At 39.3% G+C, this 22,758-nt stretch carries 26 protein-coding genes; 8 read left to right on the forward strand and 18 right to left on the reverse strand.

All coding sequences use genetic code 11. The annotated features are described in order from the left end of the window. Nucleotides 1–15: 15 nt before the first annotated feature. The 11 genes from ACRRMM_RS07265 to fadH form a co-directional block, all read right to left on the reverse strand. Nucleotides 16–909, reverse strand: a complete 894-nt coding sequence (locus ACRRMM_RS07265; RefSeq protein ID WP_035392208.1) for a hypothetical protein — start codon at nt 907–909, stop codon at nt 16–18. Then, entirely contained in the window at nt 899–1,375 is a 477-nt protein-coding gene (locus ACRRMM_RS07270; protein ID WP_017367153.1) for a flavodoxin, read from the reverse strand. The genes ACRRMM_RS07265 and ACRRMM_RS07270 overlap by 11 nt, the downstream gene beginning before the upstream one ends. Before the next feature lie 199 nt (nt 1,376–1,574). Then, entirely contained in the window at nt 1,575–1,982 is a 408-nt protein-coding gene (locus tag ACRRMM_RS07275) for a DUF4275 family protein (RefSeq protein WP_017367152.1), read from the reverse strand. A 103-nt stretch (nt 1,983–2,085) separates the two neighbouring features. Next, the gene (locus ACRRMM_RS07280) at nt 2,086–2,967 is read right to left on the reverse strand and encodes a LysR family transcriptional regulator (RefSeq protein WP_007498669.1); all 882 of its coding nucleotides are present in this window, start codon (nt 2,965–2,967) and stop codon (nt 2,086–2,088) included. Between the two features lie 96 nt (nt 2,968–3,063). After that, on the reverse strand, nt 3,064–3,507 hold the full coding sequence (gene cbpB / locus ACRRMM_RS07285) for a cyclic-di-AMP-binding protein CbpB (protein WP_007498671.1): 444 nt from the start codon (nt 3,505–3,507) through the stop codon (nt 3,064–3,066). A 146-nt stretch (nt 3,508–3,653) separates the two neighbouring features. Continuing rightward, nucleotides 3,654–3,845, reverse strand: coding sequence for an antirepressor AbbA (gene abbA, locus ACRRMM_RS07290; RefSeq protein WP_008347999.1), 192 nt, complete (start codon nt 3,843–3,845; stop codon nt 3,654–3,656). 149 nt (nt 3,846–3,994) lie between these two features. Continuing rightward, nucleotides 3,995–4,510, reverse strand: coding sequence for a ribonuclease H-like YkuK family protein (locus tag ACRRMM_RS07295; protein WP_008348001.1), 516 nt, complete (start codon nt 4,508–4,510; stop codon nt 3,995–3,997). A gap of 139 nt (nt 4,511–4,649) precedes the next feature. Then, a complete protein-coding gene (locus tag ACRRMM_RS07300; RefSeq protein WP_003212254.1) occupies nt 4,650–4,892 on the reverse strand; it encodes a YkuJ family protein in 243 nt (80 codons plus the stop codon). Between the two features lie 184 nt (nt 4,893–5,076). Continuing rightward, complete coding sequence (locus tag ACRRMM_RS07305) at nt 5,077–5,973, reverse strand: manganese catalase family protein (RefSeq protein ID WP_007498675.1); 897 nt, start codon at nt 5,971–5,973, stop codon at nt 5,077–5,079. Nucleotides 5,974–6,233: 260 nt separating this feature from the next. Beyond that, complete coding sequence (locus ACRRMM_RS07310; RefSeq protein WP_076822023.1) at nt 6,234–7,454, reverse strand: EAL domain-containing protein; 1,221 nt, start codon at nt 7,452–7,454, stop codon at nt 6,234–6,236. A gap of 64 nt (nt 7,455–7,518) precedes the next feature. Beyond that, entirely contained in the window at nt 7,519–8,283 is a 765-nt protein-coding gene (gene fadH, locus ACRRMM_RS07315; RefSeq protein WP_019743904.1) for a 2,4-dienoyl-CoA reductase, read from the reverse strand. 138 nt (nt 8,284–8,421) lie between these two features. On the opposite strand from fadH, the gene ACRRMM_RS07320 reads away from it, so the two are divergent. The 3 genes from ACRRMM_RS07320 (at nt 8,422) to ACRRMM_RS07330 (ending at nt 11,284) form a co-directional block, all read left to right on the forward strand. Continuing rightward, on the forward strand, nt 8,422–9,279 hold the full coding sequence (locus tag ACRRMM_RS07320; RefSeq protein ID WP_136944406.1) for a metallophosphoesterase: 858 nt from the start codon (nt 8,422–8,424) through the stop codon (nt 9,277–9,279). 156 nt (nt 9,280–9,435) lie between these two features. Next, on the forward strand, nt 9,436–9,933 hold the full coding sequence (locus ACRRMM_RS07325; protein ID WP_019743906.1) for a L,D-transpeptidase family protein: 498 nt from the start codon (nt 9,436–9,438) through the stop codon (nt 9,931–9,933). 73 nt (nt 9,934–10,006) lie between these two features. Beyond that, complete coding sequence (locus ACRRMM_RS07330; RefSeq protein WP_048001612.1) at nt 10,007–11,284, forward strand: MFS transporter; 1,278 nt, start codon at nt 10,007–10,009, stop codon at nt 11,282–11,284. Nucleotides 11,285–11,509: 225 nt separating this feature from the next. On the opposite strand, the gene ACRRMM_RS07335 is transcribed toward ACRRMM_RS07330, so the two are convergent. Next, a complete protein-coding gene (locus tag ACRRMM_RS07335) occupies nt 11,510–11,686 on the reverse strand; it encodes a hypothetical protein (RefSeq protein WP_196297672.1) in 177 nt (58 codons plus the stop codon). 167 nt (nt 11,687–11,853) lie between these two features. Between ACRRMM_RS07335 and ACRRMM_RS07340 the strand changes: the two genes are divergently transcribed. After that, the gene (locus tag ACRRMM_RS07340) at nt 11,854–12,069 is read left to right on the forward strand and encodes a hypothetical protein (RefSeq protein WP_048001613.1); all 216 of its coding nucleotides are present in this window, start codon (nt 11,854–11,856) and stop codon (nt 12,067–12,069) included. Between the two features lie 169 nt (nt 12,070–12,238). Here the strand turns inward: ACRRMM_RS07340 and ACRRMM_RS07345 are convergent, their stop codons facing one another. Continuing rightward, the gene (locus ACRRMM_RS07345; RefSeq protein ID WP_008348018.1) at nt 12,239–13,171 is read right to left on the reverse strand and encodes a DMT family transporter; all 933 of its coding nucleotides are present in this window, start codon (nt 13,169–13,171) and stop codon (nt 12,239–12,241) included. Between the two features lie 113 nt (nt 13,172–13,284). Between ACRRMM_RS07345 and ACRRMM_RS07350 the strand changes: the two genes are divergently transcribed. Both ACRRMM_RS07350 and ACRRMM_RS07355 read left to right on the forward strand, forming a co-directional pair. Beyond that, the gene (locus tag ACRRMM_RS07350) at nt 13,285–14,181 is read left to right on the forward strand and encodes an AraC family transcriptional regulator (protein WP_282900346.1); all 897 of its coding nucleotides are present in this window, start codon (nt 13,285–13,287) and stop codon (nt 14,179–14,181) included. A gap of 219 nt (nt 14,182–14,400) precedes the next feature. Next, nucleotides 14,401–14,862 carry a YkyB family protein gene (locus ACRRMM_RS07355; RefSeq protein WP_007498684.1) on the forward strand — a complete coding sequence of 154 codons (462 nt, stop codon included), beginning with the start codon at nt 14,401–14,403 and terminating at the stop codon, nt 14,860–14,862. An 88-nt stretch (nt 14,863–14,950) separates the two neighbouring features. Here ACRRMM_RS07355 and ACRRMM_RS07360 read toward each other — a convergent pair whose 3' ends face one another. The 3 genes from ACRRMM_RS07360 to ACRRMM_RS07370 all read right to left on the reverse strand — a co-directional run bounded on the left by ACRRMM_RS07360 (nt 14,951) and on the right by ACRRMM_RS07370 (nt 17,907). Further along, on the reverse strand, nt 14,951–15,859 hold the full coding sequence (locus tag ACRRMM_RS07360; RefSeq protein ID WP_008348035.1) for a chemotaxis protein: 909 nt from the start codon (nt 15,857–15,859) through the stop codon (nt 14,951–14,953). Nucleotides 15,860–15,932: 73 nt separating this feature from the next. Further along, the gene (locus tag ACRRMM_RS07365; protein WP_428828917.1) at nt 15,933–17,243 is read right to left on the reverse strand and encodes an MFS transporter; all 1,311 of its coding nucleotides are present in this window, start codon (nt 17,241–17,243) and stop codon (nt 15,933–15,935) included. A 124-nt stretch (nt 17,244–17,367) separates the two neighbouring features. Next, on the reverse strand, nt 17,368–17,907 hold the full coding sequence (locus ACRRMM_RS07370; protein ID WP_007498690.1) for an RDD family protein: 540 nt from the start codon (nt 17,905–17,907) through the stop codon (nt 17,368–17,370). Between the two features lie 300 nt (nt 17,908–18,207). Here ACRRMM_RS07370 and ACRRMM_RS07375 point away from each other — a divergent pair, with 300 nt between their 5' ends. Next, nucleotides 18,208–18,360, forward strand: a complete 153-nt coding sequence (locus ACRRMM_RS07375; protein ID WP_017367142.1) for a hypothetical protein — start codon at nt 18,208–18,210, stop codon at nt 18,358–18,360. Between the two features lie 64 nt (nt 18,361–18,424). On the opposite strand, the gene ACRRMM_RS07380 is transcribed toward ACRRMM_RS07375, so the two are convergent. Then, a complete protein-coding gene (locus tag ACRRMM_RS07380; RefSeq protein WP_428828916.1) occupies nt 18,425–19,309 on the reverse strand; it encodes a cation diffusion facilitator family transporter in 885 nt (294 codons plus the stop codon). A 294-nt stretch (nt 19,310–19,603) separates the two neighbouring features. Between ACRRMM_RS07380 and ACRRMM_RS07385 the strand changes: the two genes are divergently transcribed. Beyond that, nucleotides 19,604–20,773, forward strand: coding sequence for an aminotransferase A (locus ACRRMM_RS07385; RefSeq protein ID WP_428828915.1), 1,170 nt, complete (start codon nt 19,604–19,606; stop codon nt 20,771–20,773). Nucleotides 20,774–20,801: 28 nt separating this feature from the next. Here the strand turns inward: ACRRMM_RS07385 and ACRRMM_RS07390 are convergent, their stop codons facing one another. Further along, complete coding sequence (locus ACRRMM_RS07390) at nt 20,802–22,628, reverse strand: PAS domain-containing sensor histidine kinase (RefSeq protein WP_073414325.1); 1,827 nt, start codon at nt 22,626–22,628, stop codon at nt 20,802–20,804. Nucleotides 22,629–22,758 lie beyond the last annotated feature (130 nt).

Raw genomic sequence — 22,758 nt, forward strand, 5'->3', positions numbered from 1 at the left:
TTTTCTTCCTCCTTATTAATGAATCAGTGCAGGTTCCTCATAAGGCCTGACAAACTTACTTTCATATAAACCCGCACAGAAAAAATTCTCCTTTTGATTGGCGACACGAAAACCATGCCCTTTGATCGTATCAAACCACTTGAGCTCTTTTTGCTCTATATCAAGCTGATACACCTTAGAAAATCCATGCTCGTCCTGTGAGGTGGTCACATACACAATGCCGTTATCCTCTGACACATCCAAAAATGATTCCTCTCGCGCAAAAGCTTGTGATTGAATATCATGCAGCATATTTGTATGTAAGTCTAAAATTTGAACAGACCCTCTTTTCCCTTTTTTAGATCCCAACGCACAGACAAGGAGGTGTTCCCCGCAAAGCAGCATAGAAGCAGTCATTCGGTGCTCTTCTCTGTTTAGGAGAAAAACCTGTTCACTTTGCAAGTCATACACCCATATTCCTCCATGCACCTCATGAATCTGTGTTCCAATATAAAGATAATCGCCCGCTACACATAATGAGCGAATCACAGGGGGGTGATTTACATGAGCAAATGGCTTCATAATTTCCCAGGAAATTCCGAAATCGGTTGACACATAAATACTATGCTTTCCATGTGCGCATACAAACCCATCTTTGCGTCCTGTAATAGACCAAACAACTGCATTTGTCGGAAAAGATGATAGCGCCCATGTGTGGCCCTCATCTCCTGATCGTATGACAGTTCCATTTTCACCAACACCGAACAAATAAGGACCAATATAACTGATAGCATGGATTTTATGCTTAAGCTTAAAAAGCTGCTGCCATCCGCCCTCCACACTGTAATGAAAAATACCTTCTCGTTTGACAGCAACAAAGTAGCCGCCACTTTTAGACGCAGCAACAGCTGTCGCACCTTTATGAAACATGATTTTCAACTCTTTTCTCAGACAATGATGCCCACGTTAAAAAGCTCGTTGCAAACTCCTCACAGCACGCCACATCTTCATCTGTATCTGGCGCAAGTTCCATTTTCAATGTTTCAGGAAATACGGATGCACCTGTCGATTTCAGCATGTCATGAAAGGTATGAACAGCCTCGCAAAACTTCGGATAACTGTAATCGCCTGATCCAAATACCGCCGCTTTGATGTGAGAAAGTTCAAGGGATGAGACCTCTTCATAAAAATCTTCAGCTTCATAAGGTAAATCACCGTCACCCCATGTGTAAGAGCCGATCATGACATAATCGTATGAAGAAAGATCTTCTGCACTTGTGTCGTCAAATTCCATCATCTCTGTCTCTATCCCTTTTCCTTCAAGCGTTTGTTTTAAGATCGCTGCCATATCTTCCGTATTGCCAGACATACTCGCAAATGCAATTAGTGCTTTCATCTATTGGTCACCTCATCTAAATGATAATCATTTTCAATTATTATATGTACACTTTAAATGATAATGATTTTCATTGTCAAATGTTTTATGAAAAGGTGCTGTTCAAAATACACATGACGTACATCAAAAAACCGCTCATTCCAATTGGAAGGCGGCTTTAATTGATCATCACTCTATCTCTTTGTGATGTACTCTTTTTTTATTTCTGAATAAAATATGGACCGCAATCGGTTTCGTGCGTCATCACAAATGTCCAATTTTCTTCCCAATCCATGACATACAGATCGCTATAGTCCATGTGTCCGTCTGTATATGGCAATTCCTTCACTGACAGGTCAGCGGCGTTTTCAAACAGATACGCTTCTTGAGTAAATTGATAAAAAAGAGTACATGTATGCTTTGATTGCTGATGAAAGGCGTTGATCGCTGCCTCTTTTTCAAGGCATTCAACTTTTCCCCAGCTACATAAGTGCCATAGGAAGCCATCCATCCCAATCTCTTTTTGTTCTTCTAAAGAAAGATGACTTGCAAAACGTCCACGCCATCTCTCGCGTAAATAAGTTCCCCACTTCGGTATATCCGTCTTCTTTTTTCGTTGATTTCTCATCATTTCTTCCAGCTTTCTGTTTTTTCAGTATGAAACAGGTAAATCTATTAGAAACCTAATCAAACTACTTATCCTAAAAAAGCACCTCCTCTTCCAGAAGTACTTACACTGCCTCACTTTCAAGCATTTCTTTCACCACACCAACAAATGCTTGAACTTGTTTTAACTGAAAAGAGGCTTCATATCCTAACAGCCACGTGTCACGTCCGATTTGCTCTCCATTTGCGTCTACGAGCGGGGTTTTGTGTACGCTTTTCTCATGATCATATAGGGTGACCGAAGGCAAAATGGCGTAGCCGATACCGTGATAGGCCATTTGTTTACATGTCTCAATCTGGTCCACAAGAATCGTCTGTTTTGGCGACACTTTAAACTTTTGATGCCACCAGTGCTGAATTTCTTGATAATAGGTGCTATCACTTTTAAATTGAATAAACGGGCGTTCTGTCTCAATTAACTCATCCACGTCCTTGATGACAGAATCGACTAAATATAAATGATCGGTCATTAAGTATTCCTTTGTGCCCTTCCAATCAGGATTCCCGCGAATGATGCCGATGTGGACATGGTCTTCATACAGACTTTTAAGCATCTCACTGCTCCAGCCTGTCACAAGAGATACTTTGGCATTTGGGTATTTCTCGACATACCGCTTCAACACCTTTGGCAGCCAGTGCTGACCAATAATGGACGCAACTGCAAGCTTGAGTGTACCGTGAATGTCTCCTTCAAGCTCGTCAATTCTCTCTCGCACTCGATCCTGCTCAGTCGTGACCTCTTTGGCGAATTGAATGATCTGTTCGCCAGCTGAAGTGACTGTCAAGCCTTTTTGTGAACGAAAAAAGATTTTGGTTCCCCACTCTTTTTCAATCGTTTGCAGCCTTTGAGATAAGGCAGGCTGAGAGACAAAGAGCCGCTCTGAAGCCTTTCTCATATTCAATTCCTCACTAAGTACAACAAGCATATGTAACTCTTGAAGCTGCATGGGCGCCCTCCTTCTCTCGATAAGTTTTTCTTATTTTATATAGTCATTATATAAATAATAGCTTATGAAGGCAAAAAAAATAAGCTGGGCTGCAGCTCATTTTTTTGCGGAATGAATGACTTCATTTAAGCGCTTTAATACAACACGCCGAGTGAAAATCCCTTCGAATACTTGCTCTTCATTTTCCACACAAACAAATCCATTATTCGTCACAGCGTGAACACCTTTTAAAACAGGATCGGTCGTTTTCAGTCTTGGAATATCTGATAGCATGACCTCTTCTACCTTCAATTGGTCGAGCTTTTCAAATTCAATTCGTTCTAAGCCAAAGATTTTATCCATAATCATATTTGTTCCAATTAACCCATGAAGGTGATAAGAAGCATCCAGAACAGGTATGGCTGTATATCCTGTTTTTGTCAGGACCAATAGGGCGTGTTCAAGATTATTTCCAATTTGAACGTGTGCCACTTTATCTGCATCAATCATATGCTCAGCTACTGTTGACTCAAGTAATTGAGCCGGTTCTATCTCTATCATGTTTCTTCGACCCCTTTTCTCTCAATCATCAATCATACATTCCCCTTTAACATTAAGCATAAACTAAAACGAATTTTGTCGAAAGATTTTTTTCTGCATAAAAAAGATACTCAGCGTAGAGTATCTAATAGAATGTTCAATCGATATTAATTCTCAAACCTTACTCTGTCATACAATGTGATCAATTTCTTATACGTATTGTCGTCGACATTTTTTGTTCCACATTCTATATCATTGATCTCACTGCTTAGTAATTCGACAGCATATTCCTGATTCAGTAATACGTTTAATAATAGCTTTTTCTCTTCTTCATTAAAACGATTTTCGATGACGCTCATTCAACATCAGGCCCCCTGTTTCATATATGCTTTTATATTGATTAGCAGGCGTTTGAATGTCTGCTTCCTCTCTATACAGCTAGAATAAGGAACTAGAATCGAATCGTCAACCGCACGTTTCGACAACGTTTGGAGAAAAATGACGGAATTTATTTTGTGTATCGATTGGCGTAGCAAAATGCTGCGTATGAGTCGGGTTTTATTTTTGCTTCAATTCCCATGGCTGTGATCATTCCGGTCATTTCCTGGATCAGCTCTTTTGTACTTCCTTTTTTGCCAATATCTAGATGGACTTCAAAACGAAGGTCTGCCCCTTCCTCAGCAAACGGAAGAAGCAAATCCATCAGTTCTGTTAAAGGTCCCTCAAGGATGTCTGCACATACCTTTTGGCTAAACGCTGTCTCTAATGAAATTTTTTCTCTAAGACTTTGTACAGGCCGATTCAACACTTGCTGCGTGAGACAGCCCCAAGCTCCTTTGCCGATCCGGTGAAGATGAATTGCAGTCATAAATGTTGTGACATTCTGATTGACCTGAGAGTCCGTACCAATTGATAGTACATAAACAGATCTCGGGTCTTTTTGAATAAAGTCTTTCATTCTCATGACAACATCAGAAAACGCTAAATGCTCTTCAGAAAGATTAAAGAAAAAAGAATCACTCACAGAAAGGAACTCCTTTTTAATGGTCTCTTATCCGAATATTGCACTGAATGATCATCTTCCATTTGTTCATCACTTATGAAGTGTATGCTTCCGCAATCAACGAAGGAATTCTTAGAAAAAACATTTCATACGATTCAGCTTAGGATTGTAGAAGCTCAAAAATCTCAATCGAAATCATATCAATGTTGTCAAATGGGAAAGTGTTAGGCTTATCCCCTTGTTGAAAAACAGTCAATTCAAACGTTTGATTCTTTTCGAAATACTTAACACTACAGATTTTCTCACCGTTCACTTCGAAATAACGCTGTGCCGGCTCGTTTGCAGCTTCTGCTGTCTCTTGAAGACTTTGCAGCCTTGTAATGATACCCATTAATTGTGACATTCTAAAAAAAGACTCCTTTCAAAAAAACAACTCAAGATGAACCCGTATTGATTATACACAAGTCCTACAAAGCATCATACCATAAAGTGTTCTCAGATGATATTTTTCCTCTTGAATTCAAAAAAAGAAAAAGAATCTGTTTTTTTATTTTGAGTCTTTTTTCTTATCTCATGCATCTTGTTTTTTATAAACCAGCCGATCTCATCAGGCGTTTTGCAATTTCGTCAAAATCTTCTTTTGAAATACCTGGAGCAAACTCTTCCGGCAAATCTCTATAATCTGGCACGGGTGCACCTTTTGGCGTACCCTCAATAACTGTCAGCGGCTTTCCATCAATTGGATGGTTTCCTTTCCAAATTTGATTGATATCTTTATAATCTGTGTCACTAAATGTATACAGCTTTGTATGAACATTTTGATCTTCAAACTTTCTTGCAGAATCAAAGTATTTATTGTCGAGATTTGGAATCGGCAGCATCTTCCCAACATCTACTCCTGTCGCTACCTCAAGGGCTTTTGCATACGCCACAACATGTACGCCGCCTCTGACAAGTAAATAACCGATCATTTCTCTTGCCGTAGGGTGATCCGTCATTTCATATACGCGCATTTTATGCGTACGAGCTCCGCACTCTAGGAAGAAGTTATGAAGAAGATCCAGAATCAGATTACCACTTGAGAACACATTCTCACCTGTCCACGGCTTTGCCATGGAGTCAAACGGATAGCCTGTTTGTGCCGTTTGGATAAAATGCTGCGTATTTCGTTTATCAACAGCCGCTTTCATCGGGGTCGTATCTGGATCGCCCCCATGGGTGGTTCCCGTAATCATGAGATTGACTGCAGTTGTCACAAGCTCTACATGACCGAATTCTTCAGCTGTAATACTTGATACAAGATCATAAAATGGTTTGAGCTTTCGTTTCCCTCTAAAGTTAAACGATTGAAACATGTAGTTATTTAATGTGGACATTTCACCAAATTTTCCGCCGAGTAATTCTTGCACAGCCGCTGCACCATTTGCATCTGGGTGATCAGGCATTGGTAAATCAATCAGCAGCCGCTTGTCACGTTTGATCATGACTTTTCCCTCCTACTGTCTAACTATCATCATTTAAGGTGTATGGATGAATTGGGATGTCCTATGCATGAAGGGAATGATTGGCGCACAAAAAAAACTTGGCGGGGGTAGCGCCAAGTTTTTTGGATCTTGATCTGATAGAGGGGTTGGGGAACAGAGAGTAGCTTCTCTCTATAACTAAATGATAATGATTATCAGTTTCATTGTCAACCATTTTTTCTATCTTTTTTCTAATAAAAAAACAGCCATGACGGCTGCTTTTAAATTAATCCTTCCTGCTCATATAGATACGCATACGGAAGATCTACAAACAAATACACGTCTCCCTCTAACGGATAAGAAAACGTACGTATTCGTTCTCCAGTTTCTAAATCACTGTAGATATCGCTGAAAAATCCTTTTCCGCTAATTCTCATTTGAAGAATATTCGCTAGAAAATAAGGGCGCCAGCTCCAGTTTTTCTCTATATACTCTGGCTGAAACAGCCATTCTTTCTCTTTCTTAAACACATTCCCAGTGATTTGAAACCCTTCTTCATTACACATATAAATGCGAAAGCTGCAATCGGTTAGTTCATGTGCCAGTTTTTGTATAAGTTCATCATTTGTGCTGCATGATTTTTTTAACGTACTGACGGCTTGATGTATTCGCTTATAAAAGGTTTCAGAATGTTCATAGACAGCTTGGAGTTTCTTTTTCTCATGGGCAATGAATTGCTGAAATTCTTCTTTAAGCTGTTCTTTTCGTTTGTTCCGGTCAATTAATTGTGCCGCAGGCTCGTGAAGGTAGAAGCCTTGAAAATATCTTCCGCCATTTCTCCATGCATATTGCAGCTGAAAATTCGCTTCAATGTCTTCATAGATTAAAGCCGCTCCTATTTTTCTTGCAAGAAGTGAAATGCTGTATAACACATATTCATAGGAAGGAGATGGAGACGAAGCTCTTAAAGCCTGTAGATCTATTTTTAATAGATCAGGTGAAAGCAGAGCAATCCGGTCAAGATTGCTGCTTTCTTTTCCTATATTAGATACGGCGATTTTGATCCCATATGTACGATAATACGTTAACGTATGGTAAAGCTGTTCAATGTCGCCGCTAAACGTATGTTCAGTAATTTCAATGACAAACCGGCTAAGCTGAATACCCTTTGCTTCATATTCTTTTAAAAGTTCTAAAAAACTTTCGCCATGATCAAGCATGAGGACGTTCGCATCATGATTAATAAAGATGAGCAAATCTTCATCTGCGGTTGTGAAGAGATCAAGCGCTTGACTTAATACTTTGTGATCTACTTCCAATTTATATTCGTCAGGAATAGATGAATCCGTAAAGAAGGAGCCTAGACTAACTGTTCCCGACTCAAGCTTCATTCTTCCAAGAATCTCATAGCCTATCACTTTTTGTTCCTCCGCACTGAAGATCGCTTGATAGTGCGGGAAAACATCTTCAATATTCGTTAAAATATCCAATGGATCGACCATTTTCATCACCTGCTTCTCTCTTTGTGTGATTATACCATATCAAAAGCAGGTCTTACACGGTCATTCAAAATGGTGATTGGTTGAGCCATTGCCCCCCATCCATCGTGATACAATCTCCATTAATATAAGATGCATGCTCAGATAATAAGAAACTCGCAAGTTCTGCAATTTCTTCTGGTGTGCCAAGTCTACCGAGCGGAACACTATCTAATGTTCTTTGGGCAGCCTCTTCAGATTCCCACAGTTTATCAGCACCACCTGTTCTTTCAATGGGCCCCGGCGCAATGGCATTTACGCGAATGCGATATTGCTTTCCCCATTCGACTGCAAGCGTTCGGGTAAGTGATAGTACGCCTGCTTTTGCGGCTGCTGAATGCGCTACACCAACACCAGCCCCCCATGCATATGTGGCGACCATGTTGATCATACTTCCGCTTTTCTTTTGACGAATCCAATAGTTGCCCACTGCATGGCTGCAAAAAAAGGTGCCATTTAGCACAATATCAATGACCGCTTTCCAGCCGTTAGGAGACAGTTTTTCTGCTGGAACTAAAAAGTTGCCTGCTGCGTTATTGATGAGTGCATCCACATCACCAAATGTATCTACTGCAAACTTTACCATTTGATCAGCATCTTCTGGATGTCGCACGTCCATTTGAAAATAAGCGATCGAACCACCTTGCTGTTTGATTTCATTTGCCGTTGTTTCAAGGGTCTCTTCTGTTCTTCCAGTAATCACAACATTCCAGCCCCCGAGTGCCAAATGAGTCGCCATCGCCTTCCCCATTCCGCTTGATCCCCCTGTGACAATCACTGTTTGCTTCGTCATTTGTTCTCCCCCTTTGTGGTTTTGAATGACTATTCATTCATTATCCGTCTATCATATCATGATTTCCCCTCCATACACCATATGGGAGATTCATCAAAAATCATGCTATACTTAATTTTATTTTTAAAGGAGTCTTATATGAAGCAACTTTCCCGTAGGCAGTTTTTAAAAGGAGCAGCTGGTGCGAGTATTCTCGGACTTTTGGCGACCACATCCGGTTATGGCTATGCTCGGTACATTGAACCGCGCATGATCGACACCGTATCACTCACTATTCATGATGCTCAGCTACCGGCTTCTTTTGACCAATTTAAAATTGCGCAATTTAGTGACGTTCATTTAAGTGATACATTCCCGGCAAAAGATTTAGAGACTGTTGTCCAAAAAATCAACGCTGCATCTCCCGATCTCATTGTGTTTACAGGTGATCTTGTTGATTTTGAATCATCGATTGAAGAACATGAAAAAGCCAAAGCCTCTTTGTCTAAGCTTGATGCTCCGTTTGGAAAGTTTGCCATATGCGGAAATCATGACTACGGACCATTTGGCATCGATCTATATGAGGAAACGATGAAAGCCTGCGGTTTTACATTATGTAAAAATGAAGTGTTTCACTTAGAAAAAGAAGGCAGACGCATACAGATCGCTACACTGGATGACCTCATGATGAGTATGCCTGATTACCATTTCATCAAACGAGAAGTCTCTTCTGATCTCTTTACGTTATTGCTTGTGCATGAGCCTGATGCCGCACTAGAGCTTGAAACAACACCTATTAACTTGCAGCTTTCTGGGCATACGCATGGTGGTCAAATACAGCTTCCTTTCTATGGACCGATTCTCACAGCACCTTTTGGGCGTACATATGTCGAAGGCTTATACGGTAGCTATCAGCACCGTATCTATGTCAACCGCGGGCTTGGGACAACTAGACTGCCGCTTCGGTTTTTAGCCAAACCTGAAATCACTTTTTTCACCTTAACATCTCACGTGTAAAGAGAAGCCAAATCACCTTTTCCTGCATATGTATAAACAAAGATCATTCTCATGACAAATGTTAGGAGAAACCTTACTGGGCCTGATCCCGTCCATATAGTATATGTGAGGCGGGGATCATGGCTTCTTTTATTTGAGTAAAAGGAGTGTGCTTTCGTGCTGCGATACACGGTAAAAAGTGGAGAAACACTTGCTTCTATAGCACTTGATTTTCGAACAACGACAGATGCTTTAAAGGCTGCAAATCCGTCACTTCAAACCCGCGAGCCAGAACAAAATGAAGTCATCATCATCCCTGGGTTACCGGATCCTAACACGATCCCTTACCGCATATCTGTGTCAATTTCAGCGAAACGTCTCGTACTGTTTTCTGGATCACAGCTCTTGCGCTCATACCCGATCGCAACTGGCAGAATATTAAACATGACACCGACAGGTTCTTACTATATTGTCAACAGACAGCCAAACCCAGGAGGTCCCTTTGGCGCCTATTGGCTGAGCCTTTCAAAAGTTCATTACGGCATCCATGGAACGAATAACCCGTCTTCAATTGGTAAAGCTGTGTCTAGAGGGTGCATTCGCATGTACAATCAGAATGTCATCGAACTTGCTTCAATAGTTCCAAATGGAACACCTGTGACCATTAGCCAGTAGGAGAAATCAATTGTACGAATGGTTAAAATTTTATATGATAGAAAGTGGGATCTTCAGGTTAAGGAGCGTATTTATGGATATTTTTAAAAACAGAAATTTTGTTCGTCTCTTTTTTGCAGCACTTGCCTCGCAAATGGGGACAACAGTAGGCAATATGGCGTTTGCCTTTTATTTGCTCGATCATTTTAGTCATCAGCCCGCTTACGCCACTTTAGCAGAGCTAATGTATTCACTGCCTACGATCTTTGTCTTTTTTATGGTCGGTGTGGTCGCAGACCGTTTTGATCGTAAAAAAGTCGCAGAGAATTGTGATTGGATACGAGCTGGGCTGACGATCGTTTTATTTATCGTCATTTATTTTAATTCACTGCCGCTTATTTTCTTGATCTTGTTTATACGAAGCGCCATTACGAAGTTCTTCTATCCAGCTGAAGCCTCTCTCGTTCAGGCCATTTTAAATAAAGATCAATATGCAAAAGCTGCTGGTTTAAATCAGATGCTGTTTAGTTTGTTTATGGTATTTGGTGTTGGAATAGGTGCCATTATGTATAAAACGATTGGACTTCACGGTGCCATTACCATTGATTTGGTCAGTTTTATTATTTCCGGTATTCTCATTCGATCATGCAATATTCCAATTGAAGCACGACAGCCAAATGGACAAGCAGGCTGGAAAGGCATGACCGTTAAGACGTCTCTAAAAGATTTTAAAGAAGGCATTCTCTATATTTTAAAAAATAAATTATTGGCTTCTTTAATTTTCGGCTTTTTTGTTTTTGGTCTTGTGAATGGCGCATTTGCCGTTCTTCCGATGTTTACAATGAAATACGGTCTTTCACCGGACCATTTTGAACTGCATACATCCTTTTTTACGATCGCAATCGGTGCCGGACTTCTAGTTGGAAGCTTACTTGGCTCTATTCTTGCGAAAAAGGTAAAGATGCAATATCTCATGTCGATTCCAATTCTAGTTGCAGGTATTTTAATTTTTGTCCTTGGTTCTACCCATACATTATGGTTATTTTATGTCACATCATTTGTCATTGGTACATGTATTGGTCCAGTCAACATTGTCATTGGAGGCTGGCTCCCAAGAATTGTTCACCCTCGTCTGATGGGACGCGTATCAGGGTGGGTTGATCCGCTCACCATGTTTGCACAATCAATGACGCTAGGTTTAATTGCCATATTATTTCCAAATCTCATCACCAATGTTTCTTACATTTATTACGGAATGGGTATTATTATTTTACTCGTCTTCCTTTTTTACTTCATTACACTGCCAAAGTTCAGCAGAGAAGCTGCCGACTTAGATGTACAGCGTGAATTAAAAGGTCAGGGAGTACAATAGATGAAGCAAAAAGGGCTAAAATAATGTTTATTTTAGCCCTTTTTCTTCTTTTCAGCGTGATAGAAAACCTTTGCAGTCTAGGAAGGACGAGTACTGGCGCGGAGCGAATTTCACATTCGTGAGCACCAGCACGCAGGACTGACAAAGAATGCGAGGGTTTGTCTACACGCTGAGGACTTTCTTCTATAGAAAGTCCTTTTTTCATGGCAGTAACATAAACGACGATTATTTTTTCTGCTCATCGAAATGATTTGAAGCAAAATGAACGATTCTATCGACTGTATAAATGCTGATAAATAAGATGATAAAAAGAAGAAAAGGATGAATCGGCCGATCATCTATCACGTACACAATGCCTCCAACGACAAAAGCGACCAATAAAGGCGTTAAAATATCTTTCAATCTAAACCGTCCTTTCTGTCCTCATTGACTTTGATCTTCATATTTTATAATATATTTTCCTTTTTATAAAATAAAAGGAATGTACATAAAATTGCAACAATTTTAATAAAAAACCTTTACATTATTGGAAGTTTTATAGTAGGATAGTCAGGTTGGAGGTGAGGGGTATGCTAAAAAGCTATTATTTTATTCATTCAAAAAATGATCAAGGACAATATGTTGTACATACAGAAGACTGCGCATTTTTAGGTGATGCAGCAAGCCGTACATTGATTGGTCTGCACATGAACAGTGAAAGCGCCATGGATGAAGCCAAAAAAATGACGAGTGAAACTGATTTTAACGGCTGTTTTTACTGTGCTTATTCTAGCCATACAAAATAGTCCATGTTTTTAAGCCATATGTTCGACTTTGATTGTCTTGCATATGGTAGATTTTATCCGGCAATCCCGTTCTCATATAAGTCATTAACTACCCATTTATTTTAAAATAGGTAGTTATCTATGTTTAATAGTTCACTTTATATACATTTCACACATACAATTTACCTTATCATCTATCCAATGAACCCAATTTCTTCTTTTCCCCTCTTATTTTAGGCTGGTATAATGCCATGAATAATATCATGTATACAATACACGCTGTCCCTATCCACTGGAAAAGACCAAATGGCTCTTTTAACCAGAAAACAGTGGTTATCACTGCTGCAAGGGGTTCGACACTTCCAATTAAGCTTGAGTCCTTCGGAGATAAATACTTCAAACTTTCGATGTAAAACCAAAAAGCGACCATCGTTCCAAATACAATGACAAATAATAAATAGATATACGCTTCAAAAGGTAATTGAGACAGATTCACCTTCCATGGAGGATGGACCAAGCTAAGGGCAGCTCCCCCTATAAGCATCGCCCAGCCAACAACAACAAGTGAATCGAATTGTTTTAACAGGTTGATTGGATATAACGTATAAAAGGACAATGCCACGGCTGATAGTATTCCCCAAAATACCGCGACAGCTGGAACAGTTAATGTGGAAACGGAACCATTCGTCAATAAGAGAAACATGCCAACCAAAGCCAATGCGACCGTCAACATATCTCTTTTTGTAAAAGTGGATTGCCGGCGAAATACTAGATACACGATAATCATGACAGGTGCTGTATACTGTAGCAATGTAGCTACCGCAGCATTCCCATGATGAATGGACACCATATAAGTATATTGAACAGCTAACATGCCCATTAGTCCAAATATCAGCACTTGAATGGCCGTACTCTTCATTTTCAACACGCCAATCAATTGCGTGCGTTCTTTCGTCATGTAATGAACAAATAAAAGCAACCCGCCTGAAATGAGCAGCCTGACAGTGACCAGCCAATGGACGTCAATTCCATATTGCTGAAACAATTTTTGTGAAACGGTTCCTCCTACTCCCCAACAGATAGCTCCTATCAGTACAAGAAAGATTCCCTTTCTCCTCTTCATTTTTATTCTCCTCAATTCTAAAAAAATCATGATAATATAGTTGATAGTAGTTCAATTTTTTACATATTGATATATCAATTGAACATAAAAATAAAAGAATATTGAGGAGAACCATGCACAATCATCATTTTCTTATTGACAACAATCTGAAAGAATTAACGGAGCATTCAACCACCACATGGCCTATTGCTCTATATCATACAAAGATTCGTGATCATATGAGCGGATATATCCCTCTTCATTGGCACGACGAATTTCAATTCGTCTTTATTTTAGAGGGAGAGGCTGAGTTTCACATTAACGAGAAGATATTGAACATTCAGCAAGGAGATGGTGTATTCATCAACAGTGGCTGCTTACACATGGCAAAGGATGCAAATGGGACGACATGTACTTATATTTGTTTAAACGTTTCACCTCACTTCATCACAGCCAATGAGTTATTCACCACGTTCGTTCATCCATATATGCATGCGAGTCAAACACCTTTTATTTTATTCAACCGAAAAGACGGATGGCCAAACCGAATCTATCAATGTATACAAATCATTCAACGATTAATCGAACAAACTCCGGCATATTATGAACTCGAACTTAATATACAGCTCATCACGATTTGGAAATGCCTTTTACAAAATCGTTTTCAACTGACATATGATGCACGTAAGCACGATAGAAATGAACGTATGAAACATATGCTGAATTGGATTCATGAACATTATCATGAAAAGGTTCTTCTTCAAGATATCGCTCGTGAAGGACAATTAAGCCGCTCTGAATGCTGTAGATATTTCAATGATATTTTAAAGAAATCTCCTATACATTATGTGAATGAATATCGAATTCAACAAAGCCTCATTTTGCTTCAAAAGACGGACTTAAACATAACAGAAATCGCCTACCAAGTTGGCTTCAGCAGCACTAGCTATTTTATTAGTATTTTTAAAAGAATAAAAAATACAACACCTTTATCATATAGAAAATCAAAGGCATCGTTTACATCCAACTGAAACGCCTAGTTGGAAAGGATACCGGATAAATGATGATGCTCTTGCTAAGAATGATTCATTCATTGTTCTTCTTCACGTTTCAGAATCATCATGAATGGCTATTGTAAATAAGAGTGATGAAAATCTAATGCTTTTTACAATAAGTCTATTTGCAATTTACTAATAAAAACGTATAATTTATACTAAGCACAGGAAGACGAAAGACAAAGGAGAGAAAAAATGGACGATTATGCTCATACTAAAGACATAGAACCTACAGCAGAAAACATCGCAAAAGCCATTTATACTGTTAACCGCCATGCTAAAACCGCACCAAATCCCAAGTTTCTTTATCTTTTGAAAAAACGTGCGCTGCAAAAACTATTGCAAGAAGGTAAAGGAAGAAAAGTGGGCCTACATTTCTCTAACAATCCCAGATATAGTCAACAACAGTCCGACGTGCTGATTGAAATTGGAGATTATTATTTTCATCTGCCACCAACTAAAGAAGACTTCGAATTTTTGCCACACTTAGGAAATTTAAATCAATCATATCGCAATCCGAAAGCGAATATGTCATTAAATCGAGCGAAACAAATACTTCAAACGTATGTCGGTTTAAAAGAAAAACCTGCCGCCACAAAACAAAAATCACATTATACAAAACCCGTCTTCAAACGGCTCGGGGAAAGTTATTTTTAAACAGAAAAACCACTCAAAGCGAGTGGTTTTTCATATTATGGACAAAGGGCTAAAATGTTGTTTATTTTAGCTCTTTGTCTTCTTTTCTTTAGATAATAAAATGATCTACTTTTTCAATCAACTGATGAATTTCTGGTTTACTAATTTGATCATCTGCACCGATGGTTTCCCCTTTATGACGCAGATCGTCCGTAATTAATGAAGAGAAAATGAGAATTGGAATGGACTGTGTTAAAGGATTGTCCTTCAGCAGCTTTGTTAATCGATGTCCATCCATTTTTGGCATTTCTATATCTGTAATAATCATATCAATTTCTTCTGTCACACTAATGCCTTTACTGACAAGATCCATGACATGGTCATATGCTTGTTTTCCATCTTCAAAGGTCACAATGTTTTTATAGCCTGCCTCGGTTAATTCATTTGTTAATAAGCGCATAAGAAGCGGAGAATCTTCAACAACATACAGCTTCTTCCCTGTTCTTCTCTCGTCTTTCTCACCGTCAAACATATGATATGTGTCTACACCAGATGCGGATTCAATATCATAGATGATTTTTTCGTAATCTGGAAGGAAAATCATTTTCTCGTCAAGCTTGATGATCCCTGTTAAATGACGGTCCATTCCTTGATTGAGTGCAGTTGGTTTTTCAATCTCTTCCCAGCTGACGCGGTGAATTTGTGATACCGTTCCTGTATGGAACACAAATTTCCGTTGGTTGAATTCAGTCACAATGTATTTCTCTTGTTCTGACTGATCTGACTCGACATTAAAAAAGGAAAATAGATTGATGACTGGTAAAATCTCGCCTCGTAAACTAATCATCCCTTCTACATCTTGGTGAGAGTGCGGTACAACTGTCACCTCAACTGGCTGAATAATTTCTCTTACTTTCATGACATTAATGCCGAATTGATTTGAACCAATTTCAAACTTCACAATTTCCAATTCATTAGTACCAGAGTCAAGTAAAATTTCTTGTTTGTTTAAAGCCACGGAAATCCCTCTATTCTTCAATATAAGATTGTACTTTTTATATCGGCAGCATGGGTAAAAAGTTGACGTTTCTTTACGCTTTCTCTCGCACGAATTGATGAATCACAAGTCCTATGGCTGCAAGGATGAGCAAAGACCCTAATGCAAGACGGCTTGCGAGATTCCCATGTGATGCAAATAGAAGTGTGACGGAGCCATAAATGATGGGACCAACAATTGAAGACACCTTTCCCGAAAACGCAAAGAGACCAAAAAATTGACCTCGTTTTTCTTTAGGCGTCAGCTCAATAATGAGGATTCGTGATGATCCCCAGCTTGCGCCAAGTGAAATGCCAAATAAACTGCCTGCTACCCAGAAGACCCATTCAGTTGTCGCTGTCACAGCTAGAATGAGCGCCACAATTAAAATGACATACACGACTGTAATCGAGCGCTTTGCCCCGATGGCCTTTGTGACATATCCGAATAGAAACGAGCCAATGATACTTGAAATCGTGGACACAAGATAAAGCAAAATAAATTGACCTGCCGTAAAACCAATGATAATTTTTGCATAAACAGCCATCATCGCAATCGCTGTCTGCAACGCATCATTCATAAAAAAGAAAGCGATCATAAAAATAAAGGTCGGTTTGTACTGCTTCATCTCTTTAAATGTACGAATAATCTCTTTATACCCGCTGAAAAAAGACGACTTTTTTTCTTGCTGCGGGAGAGGTTGAGGATCTTTTATAATAAAGAGAAAGGGCAGAAAAAAGAGAAAGAATAAAAGGGCTGTCGGAATAAATGCTTCATGAAACTGGTCATTTCCTACAAGTAAATAAACAGAAAGGCCGACAAGTGTACCTAAATAGCCGACAGCAATACCGAATCCAGAAATGAGGGGGATTTCATCCTTTGTCCCAAGATCGGGCAAAATGGTGTCATAAAAAACAAGACTAGAGTGATAGAAAAATTTGGCGATGACGAACAAGGTAACCACCACCAATAAGGAGACAGGAAGACCAAACCATTCGCTTGAGAAATCAATCCCAGCAAAGATCCCCATCATAAAGGTACAGGCAATACAAATCAGGGTAAACACCGTGATATACCGCTTCTTTTTCCCTGTACGATCAATCAGCACACCGTATAAAGGCGTAAAAATGACGAGGAAAAAGCTTGCAAGTGCGTTCGCATAAGAAATAAATGTACTGGCGATTTGATCCATCCTCGCACTGTCGCCTATCGTCTCCTGCAAGTAAAATGGGAAGAAAATGGTGATCATATTCGATGAAAATATCGTATTTGCAAAATCATACAATGCCCAGGCCAAAACAGGTGCGGTGAAAAAGAGCCCGAAGCTTACCCCTTTTTTCTGAACGGTCATTTTCCCTCTTTTCAATAGATTGACTCCCTTCTCTGCTTTATTTTCACTATCATTCTACTTTATGTGACGTTCCCCTCTTCCATACAAGCAATCTATACAAAAAGCACCCCTTACTATTTAGCAGAGGTGCTTCTCTTCATTATTTCTTTACGACAATGGTACTTGCAATCAAGTCGTGAAGTGCTTGTTTTTTTTCTGTGAAAAACGCAATGATGTAGCCAATGAATAAGATTGGAGACAAAAAGCCTTTTGCAAAAAAGCGGCCTGTCGCGCGCCCGAATGTTATTTTTCCACCCGTTACTTTTGTCACTTTGATGCCAAGAGCCATCTTGCCAAGAGTTCCTTGCAGCTTTGATGATTCCATGATCGCATAATACAGCCAAGTCACCGCGATACCGATTAAGGTCGTTACGCCATAGAAAAAGAGAAGGCCCACAATGACTGCCCATTCTTCATCCGTGATCACCGTTGAAGAATAGTAATAGCTATCATCATACATTAAAAATGCCGCCTCAGGGCTTGAGACAAAAAAGAGTGTTGCGAGAATAAATACAATGATTGAAAATGGTACACTAATAATGACACCGTCTAAAAGATGAGCAAGAAAACGATAACCTACTCCAGCTAGTTCAGGATGTTTTTCTTCTTGAATAGGTGCTTCTGACATGTTTGTTTCCATCCTATTTCTCCTTTATTATGTATGTTTTCTATAAATTTCTTATAATCATTCGTTATTATATCTTATGAATATCGCAAGATCAATGGAGCTTTACATTTTTACATGAATTTTAGATCATTTTTCAATGATGATTTATGTGAATAAATACTGAAAATTCACGAAAATTATGGCACATCTAGTTCTTTCAACGCCTGATTTTTTAACATTTTGTGATATTTTCCTCTCATTTCGATTCTTCTGTTGACAATCACGTTTCACATGGTACAATAGTCAAGGATTTTTTAAAGAAAGGTGTTCATGATGGGAACTGTCGTACTATTAAAGAACAACGAAATGACTGTGATTGAAGATATTTGCGAAGCTGATTTTTTAGATATGAAACATGGTTTATCTAATGAAGATGCTGCTTATATCTCTTGGTATGAAGATTACGATACTGCTTATGGATATTGATTTCATTTCATAGATGAAGCGTAAAAAAAGCGATACAACCTTCAAAGAGGTGGTATCGCCTTTTTTACGTTTGTGTGCTTCTTTCACTTTCAGGTTCTACATGAATAAAGATTTGTGCATGCGGAAACGCCTGCTGAATGTTCTCTTCAATTCGATCACATAATTGGTGAACATCTTCAATGGTTGTTTTTCCATGAACAATCAAATGAAAATCAATATATTCTTCAGCACCGGATCGTCTTGTTCGAAAGTCATGATATTCAATGAATTCTTGACTAAATGTTTGAATGATGCCCTCTATCGCTTGTTCTTCTTCCGAGGTTAACCGGGCGTCGACAAGCGGCGGGAACGCTTCCTTCATGAGTTTAAATGCTTCACGCATAATATAGAGCGCTAGCACCATTCCAATAATCGGATCGAGGAAATACCAGTCCGTTAATGCAACAAGCAATAAACTAATAGCGACCCCTAGTGACGTAAACACATCTGTTAAAAGATGCAGTGCATTCGATTTCATGGCAACAGAATGTACTCGCTCTGCCTCTTTGTTCACAACTCTCGACACAACAAAATTGATAAGTGCCCCGATCAGCATGACCACAATACCAAGTACCGGCAGTTTAACAGGCTCAGGATGCATTAATTTATGAACACATTCATAAATGATCCAAATCCCAGCAACAAAAATCAACAAAGTTTCAATCGTTCCAGAAATATTCTCAACTTTCCCATGTCCATAAGGATGTTTTGAATCTGCCGGCTTTCTTGAAATACGAACAGAGATAAATGCAATAAAAGAGGCCATTAAATCGAGAAAAGAGTGAATGGCTTCTGATAAAACCGCAACAGATCCAGTTAACACCCCTACAATGATTTTAAGGACCACAACAAACGTATTACTCATGACGGATAAAAAGGCTATTTTCGATGTCTTTGCTGATTGATCCATCTATTATCGTCCTCCTTCAGGAGATCGTATGCCTGTGAAAGCAATTCCCATGACTTGATTCTCTCGTTCTTTCAGTTTATACCGTTTTGCCTTATTCTAATCATCTTAAGCAGAGCTGTATTTTCCGAGCAGGTTACGCTATAATAAATGTTGCTCTTTCTTCATCTATCACTCATGCTGTGATGGATAGGAGAATAGACTACATATAACGATATCCGAAGCCTTTCCGCAGGTGACATTTATGCAGTGAATGGTAAAATAGGATAAAAACATAAATTTTTAAGGTGATGAGAAATGGAGCATTTGCTGAATCCAAGAGTAAAGGATATTGAAATTTCAGGCATTCGAACATTTTCAAATCTCGTATCTTCATATGAGGATGTCGTTTCATTGACCATAGGTCAGCCCGATTTTTATACGCCGCATCATGTCAAAACAGCTGCCAAAACAGCCATTGACGAGAATTTCACCTCGTATACTCATAACGCTGGATTTTTAGAGCTAAGACAAGCGATCCAGCAGTACATCAAAAAGAAAGTCCATCTTGATTATGATGCAGAGTCAGAAATCATTGTGACAACAGGTGCGAGTCAAGCAATTGATGCTGCGTTTCGAACCATTTTGACTGAAGGCGATGAGGTCATCCTGCCCGGCCCTGTGTACCCTGGCTATGAACCGATCATTCGGATGTGCGGTGCGGTGCCCGTGCATATCGACACAACAAATGCCGGTTTTAAATTAAATGCCAAGCTGATTGAAGATGCATTAACGGTAAAGACAAAGTGTGTTGTCCTTCCATACCCTTCAAATCCAACTGGGGTCACGCTATTAGAAGAAGAATTGAAAGAAATTGCACAGCTTCTTGAAGGAAAGGATATTTTTATTCTATCTGATGAAATTTATAGTGAGCTGACATTTGATCGTCCGCATCATTCCATTGCTTCTTTCTTAAAGGAACAGACGATTGTCATCAATGGACTGTCAAAATCTCATAGCATGACCGGATGGAGAATCGGCTTTTTATTTGCTTCCGCTCCTATTGCTAAACATGTATTAAAAGTACATCAATATAACGTGTCTTGTGCCTCGGCTATCTCACAAAAGGCGGCACTTGAAGCAGTGACAAATGGTGTGGATGATGCACTGATTATGAGAGAGCAATATAAGAAAAGACTCGACTATGTATATGATCGACTCATTTCTATGGGGCTTCCGGTCATTAAGCCTTCCGGCGCTTTTTATATTTTCCCTTCCATTGAATCGTTTGGGATGAGTTCATTTGATTTTTGCATGGAGTTGTTAGAAAGCACAAAACTTGCGGTCGTACCTGGTTCTGCTTTCTCTTCACTCGGAGAAGGATATGTGCGCCTTTCCTATGCATATTCACTTGAAACGTTAAAAGAAGGACTTGACCGTCTCGAACAATTTGTACTTGAAAAGCGTTCCATACAATCAACAGACTGATGAAACAACGGCTCTCTTGCCGTTGTTTTTATTTTGCGGGAAACATGATGTGAAACACAGTCCCTTTTTCAGGGTGGCTATCTACCCGGATGGTTCCGTTGTGATTTTCTAAAATATTAAATGTCACCATGAGCCCAAGCCCAGTTCCCTTTTCTTTTGTCGTTAAAAAAGGTTCACCGATCCGCTTCATGACCGATTCAGGAATACCAATTCCTTCATCTCTAATCGTGACAAGTATCCCTTCTTTTTCGGCTTTGGCGGTAATGTCTACCTTCCCTCCATCCGGCATGGATTCGACGGCATTCTTGATTAAATTGATAAATACCTGCTTCAGCTGGTTTTGATCCCCATTCATCAGGAGATTCTCCTCAATATCACTTGTGTTCATCAAAATTCCATTTAAGTTGGCCTGTGTTTCTAACAGAGCGGTGACTTCGCTAATGATTTTTTTCAAATCAAGCGTCTGCATGGATGCCGTTTGCTGCGGCTTCGCAAGCATTAGTAGCTCACTTAAGATGATTTCAATCCGGCTCAGCTCAGAGAAGACAATTTCAAAATATTGATCACGGTCTTTTGTTTTTGGTTTAATGAGCTGTAAAAAGCCCTTAATCGCCGTCAGCGGATTCCTTATTTCATGTGCAATGCCTGCTGCCAATTGACCTGCGATTGATAATTTTTCAGAGCGCAGCATGAGTTCTTCTGTCTGTTTTCGTTCAGATATATCTCTTAAAATAATTTGAACGGCTGTTTCACCAAAAAATGTGGTAGGGATACACACCATTTCTGTATAAATCAACCGGTGTTTAAACGTATGGCAGCTCATCGTCACAATCTCAGAATCTGATGCTCTTTCGATAATACGTGATAAGCTCTTTTTCACTTTTTGCTGATCACATGAATGGATTTGATGAAAGATATCTTTTCCGATTAATTTATCGTAATGTTCGGCTTCAAATAATTTAATACCTGATTCATTCATAAATACCCATTTATGATCGTGGATGACGGCGATGGTATCAATGGAATTTTGGATAAGCAGCTGATACCGCTCTCTACTTTTTTGAAGAACGGTTTGAAATTTTTTACGGGAAGAGATGTCCACTAATAGTAAAAGTTCTGCCCGTTGATTTTGATAAATTGCCGGAGATGACTTCACTTCAATATGAATCATGCTCCCGTCTTTCCTTTTCCATATTTGTTCAATCATTCCGACTGGAAGGCCTTGCTGCAGTCTTTTGATTCGGCTTCTCACAATGTCATGGTACTCCTCGGCAATAAAATCAAACGCAGACTTGCCGATCATTTCATCTTTTGTACATACACCCATTAATTGCAGCATCGCATCGTTGGCATACACAATTTTCCCAAGTGCCGTAATACATAACGGATTTGGCAGCATGGCAATCAGATTTTCAGCTTCACTGACATCTTGGAAAGCCGGTAGACTGCCTAACGACTGTTCTGACACTTCTGTTGGTTGAAATACTGCTTTTTGAGGCTCTGTATTCATTACCCTCATTTTCAGGATCATTTCTCTACTCAAATCGTTGTCTAACCCATCACAAGCAACAAAATCAATGCTTGCTTCTACCCATACAGCTGTAAGATCACTTCTAAGCAGTCTAAAGTGGCAAATTTCTAGCATGTGCTGATTATAGAAATAACTTTCGACGAGAAATTGATCTTCGGTATGAACAAAGTCTTTCAAAAAACACCCTAGTAAATCCTTTTGTTCATAGAGCAAAAGCTGCTTACAATTGGAAGAAATGTAGAGAAAGCGGCCATTAGAAGAAAGAACGGCATGTAAATCAATATTCGAGTACAGCTGATTCGAATCTTTCATTTTTTGTTCCATCGTCGTCCGACCCTCCTTTAATTTTTTTAGGGCTGTCCTTAGTTTGATGTATAAAAAGGATTCGCTAGAAAAACCGTATTTTCCTCCCAATCTCGTGTGAAACGTCCATATTTTCAGCAAAAAGGGAGCA

This window comes from Bacillus sp. XT-4, from assembly GCF_050864245.1.
GTDB lineage: Bacteria > Bacillota > Bacilli > Bacillales > Bacillaceae > Bacillus > Bacillus altitudinis.

Coding starts and splice junctions, on each gene's coding strand:
- ACRRMM_RS07350 (WP_282900346.1), top strand. CDS start 13,285: ATGCACAATCATCATTTTCTTATTGACAACAATCTGAAAGAATTAACG.
- ACRRMM_RS07270 (WP_017367153.1), bottom strand. CDS start 1,375: ATGAAAGCACTAATTGCATTTGCGAGTATGTCTGGCAATACGGAAGAT.
- ACRRMM_RS07385 (WP_428828915.1), top strand. CDS start 19,604: ATGGAGCATTTGCTGAATCCAAGAGTAAAGGATATTGAAATTTCAGGC.
- ACRRMM_RS07305 (WP_007498675.1), bottom strand. CDS start 5,973: ATGATCAAACGTGACAAGCGGCTGCTGATTGATTTACCAATGCCTGAT.
- ACRRMM_RS07340 (WP_048001613.1), top strand. CDS start 11,854: ATGCTAAAAAGCTATTATTTTATTCATTCAAAAAATGATCAAGGACAA.
- ACRRMM_RS07375 (WP_017367142.1), top strand. CDS start 18,208: ATGGGAACTGTCGTACTATTAAAGAACAACGAAATGACTGTGATTGAA.
- ACRRMM_RS07320 (WP_136944406.1), top strand. CDS start 8,422: ATGAAGCAACTTTCCCGTAGGCAGTTTTTAAAAGGAGCAGCTGGTGCG.
- ACRRMM_RS07275 (WP_017367152.1), bottom strand. CDS start 1,982: ATGAGAAATCAACGAAAAAAGAAGACGGATATACCGAAGTGGGGAACT.
- ACRRMM_RS07370 (WP_007498690.1), bottom strand. CDS start 17,907: ATGGAAACAAACATGTCAGAAGCACCTATTCAAGAAGAAAAACATCCT.
- ACRRMM_RS07330 (WP_048001612.1), top strand. CDS start 10,007: ATGGATATTTTTAAAAACAGAAATTTTGTTCGTCTCTTTTTTGCAGCA.
- cbpB (WP_007498671.1), bottom strand. CDS start 3,507: ATGATAGAGATAGAACCGGCTCAATTACTTGAGTCAACAGTAGCTGAG.
- ACRRMM_RS07265 (WP_035392208.1), bottom strand. CDS start 909: ATGTTTCATAAAGGTGCGACAGCTGTTGCTGCGTCTAAAAGTGGCGGC.
- ACRRMM_RS07380 (WP_428828916.1), bottom strand. CDS start 19,309: ATGGATCAATCAGCAAAGACATCGAAAATAGCCTTTTTATCCGTCATG.
- ACRRMM_RS07390 (WP_073414325.1), bottom strand. CDS start 22,628: ATGGAACAAAAAATGAAAGATTCGAATCAGCTGTACTCGAATATTGAT.
- ACRRMM_RS07300 (WP_003212254.1), bottom strand. CDS start 4,892: ATGTCACAATTAATGGGTATCATTACAAGGCTGCAAAGTCTTCAAGAG.
- ACRRMM_RS07345 (WP_008348018.1), bottom strand. CDS start 13,171: ATGAAGAGGAGAAAGGGAATCTTTCTTGTACTGATAGGAGCTATCTGT.
- fadH (WP_019743904.1), bottom strand. CDS start 8,283: ATGACGAAGCAAACAGTGATTGTCACAGGGGGATCAAGCGGAATGGGG.
- ACRRMM_RS07355 (WP_007498684.1), top strand. CDS start 14,401: ATGGACGATTATGCTCATACTAAAGACATAGAACCTACAGCAGAAAAC.
- abbA (WP_008347999.1), bottom strand. CDS start 3,845: ATGAGCGTCATCGAAAATCGTTTTAATGAAGAAGAGAAAAAGCTATTA.
- ACRRMM_RS07310 (WP_076822023.1), bottom strand. CDS start 7,454: ATGGTCGATCCATTGGATATTTTAACGAATATTGAAGATGTTTTCCCG.
- ACRRMM_RS07280 (WP_007498669.1), bottom strand. CDS start 2,967: ATGCAGCTTCAAGAGTTACATATGCTTGTTGTACTTAGTGAGGAATTG.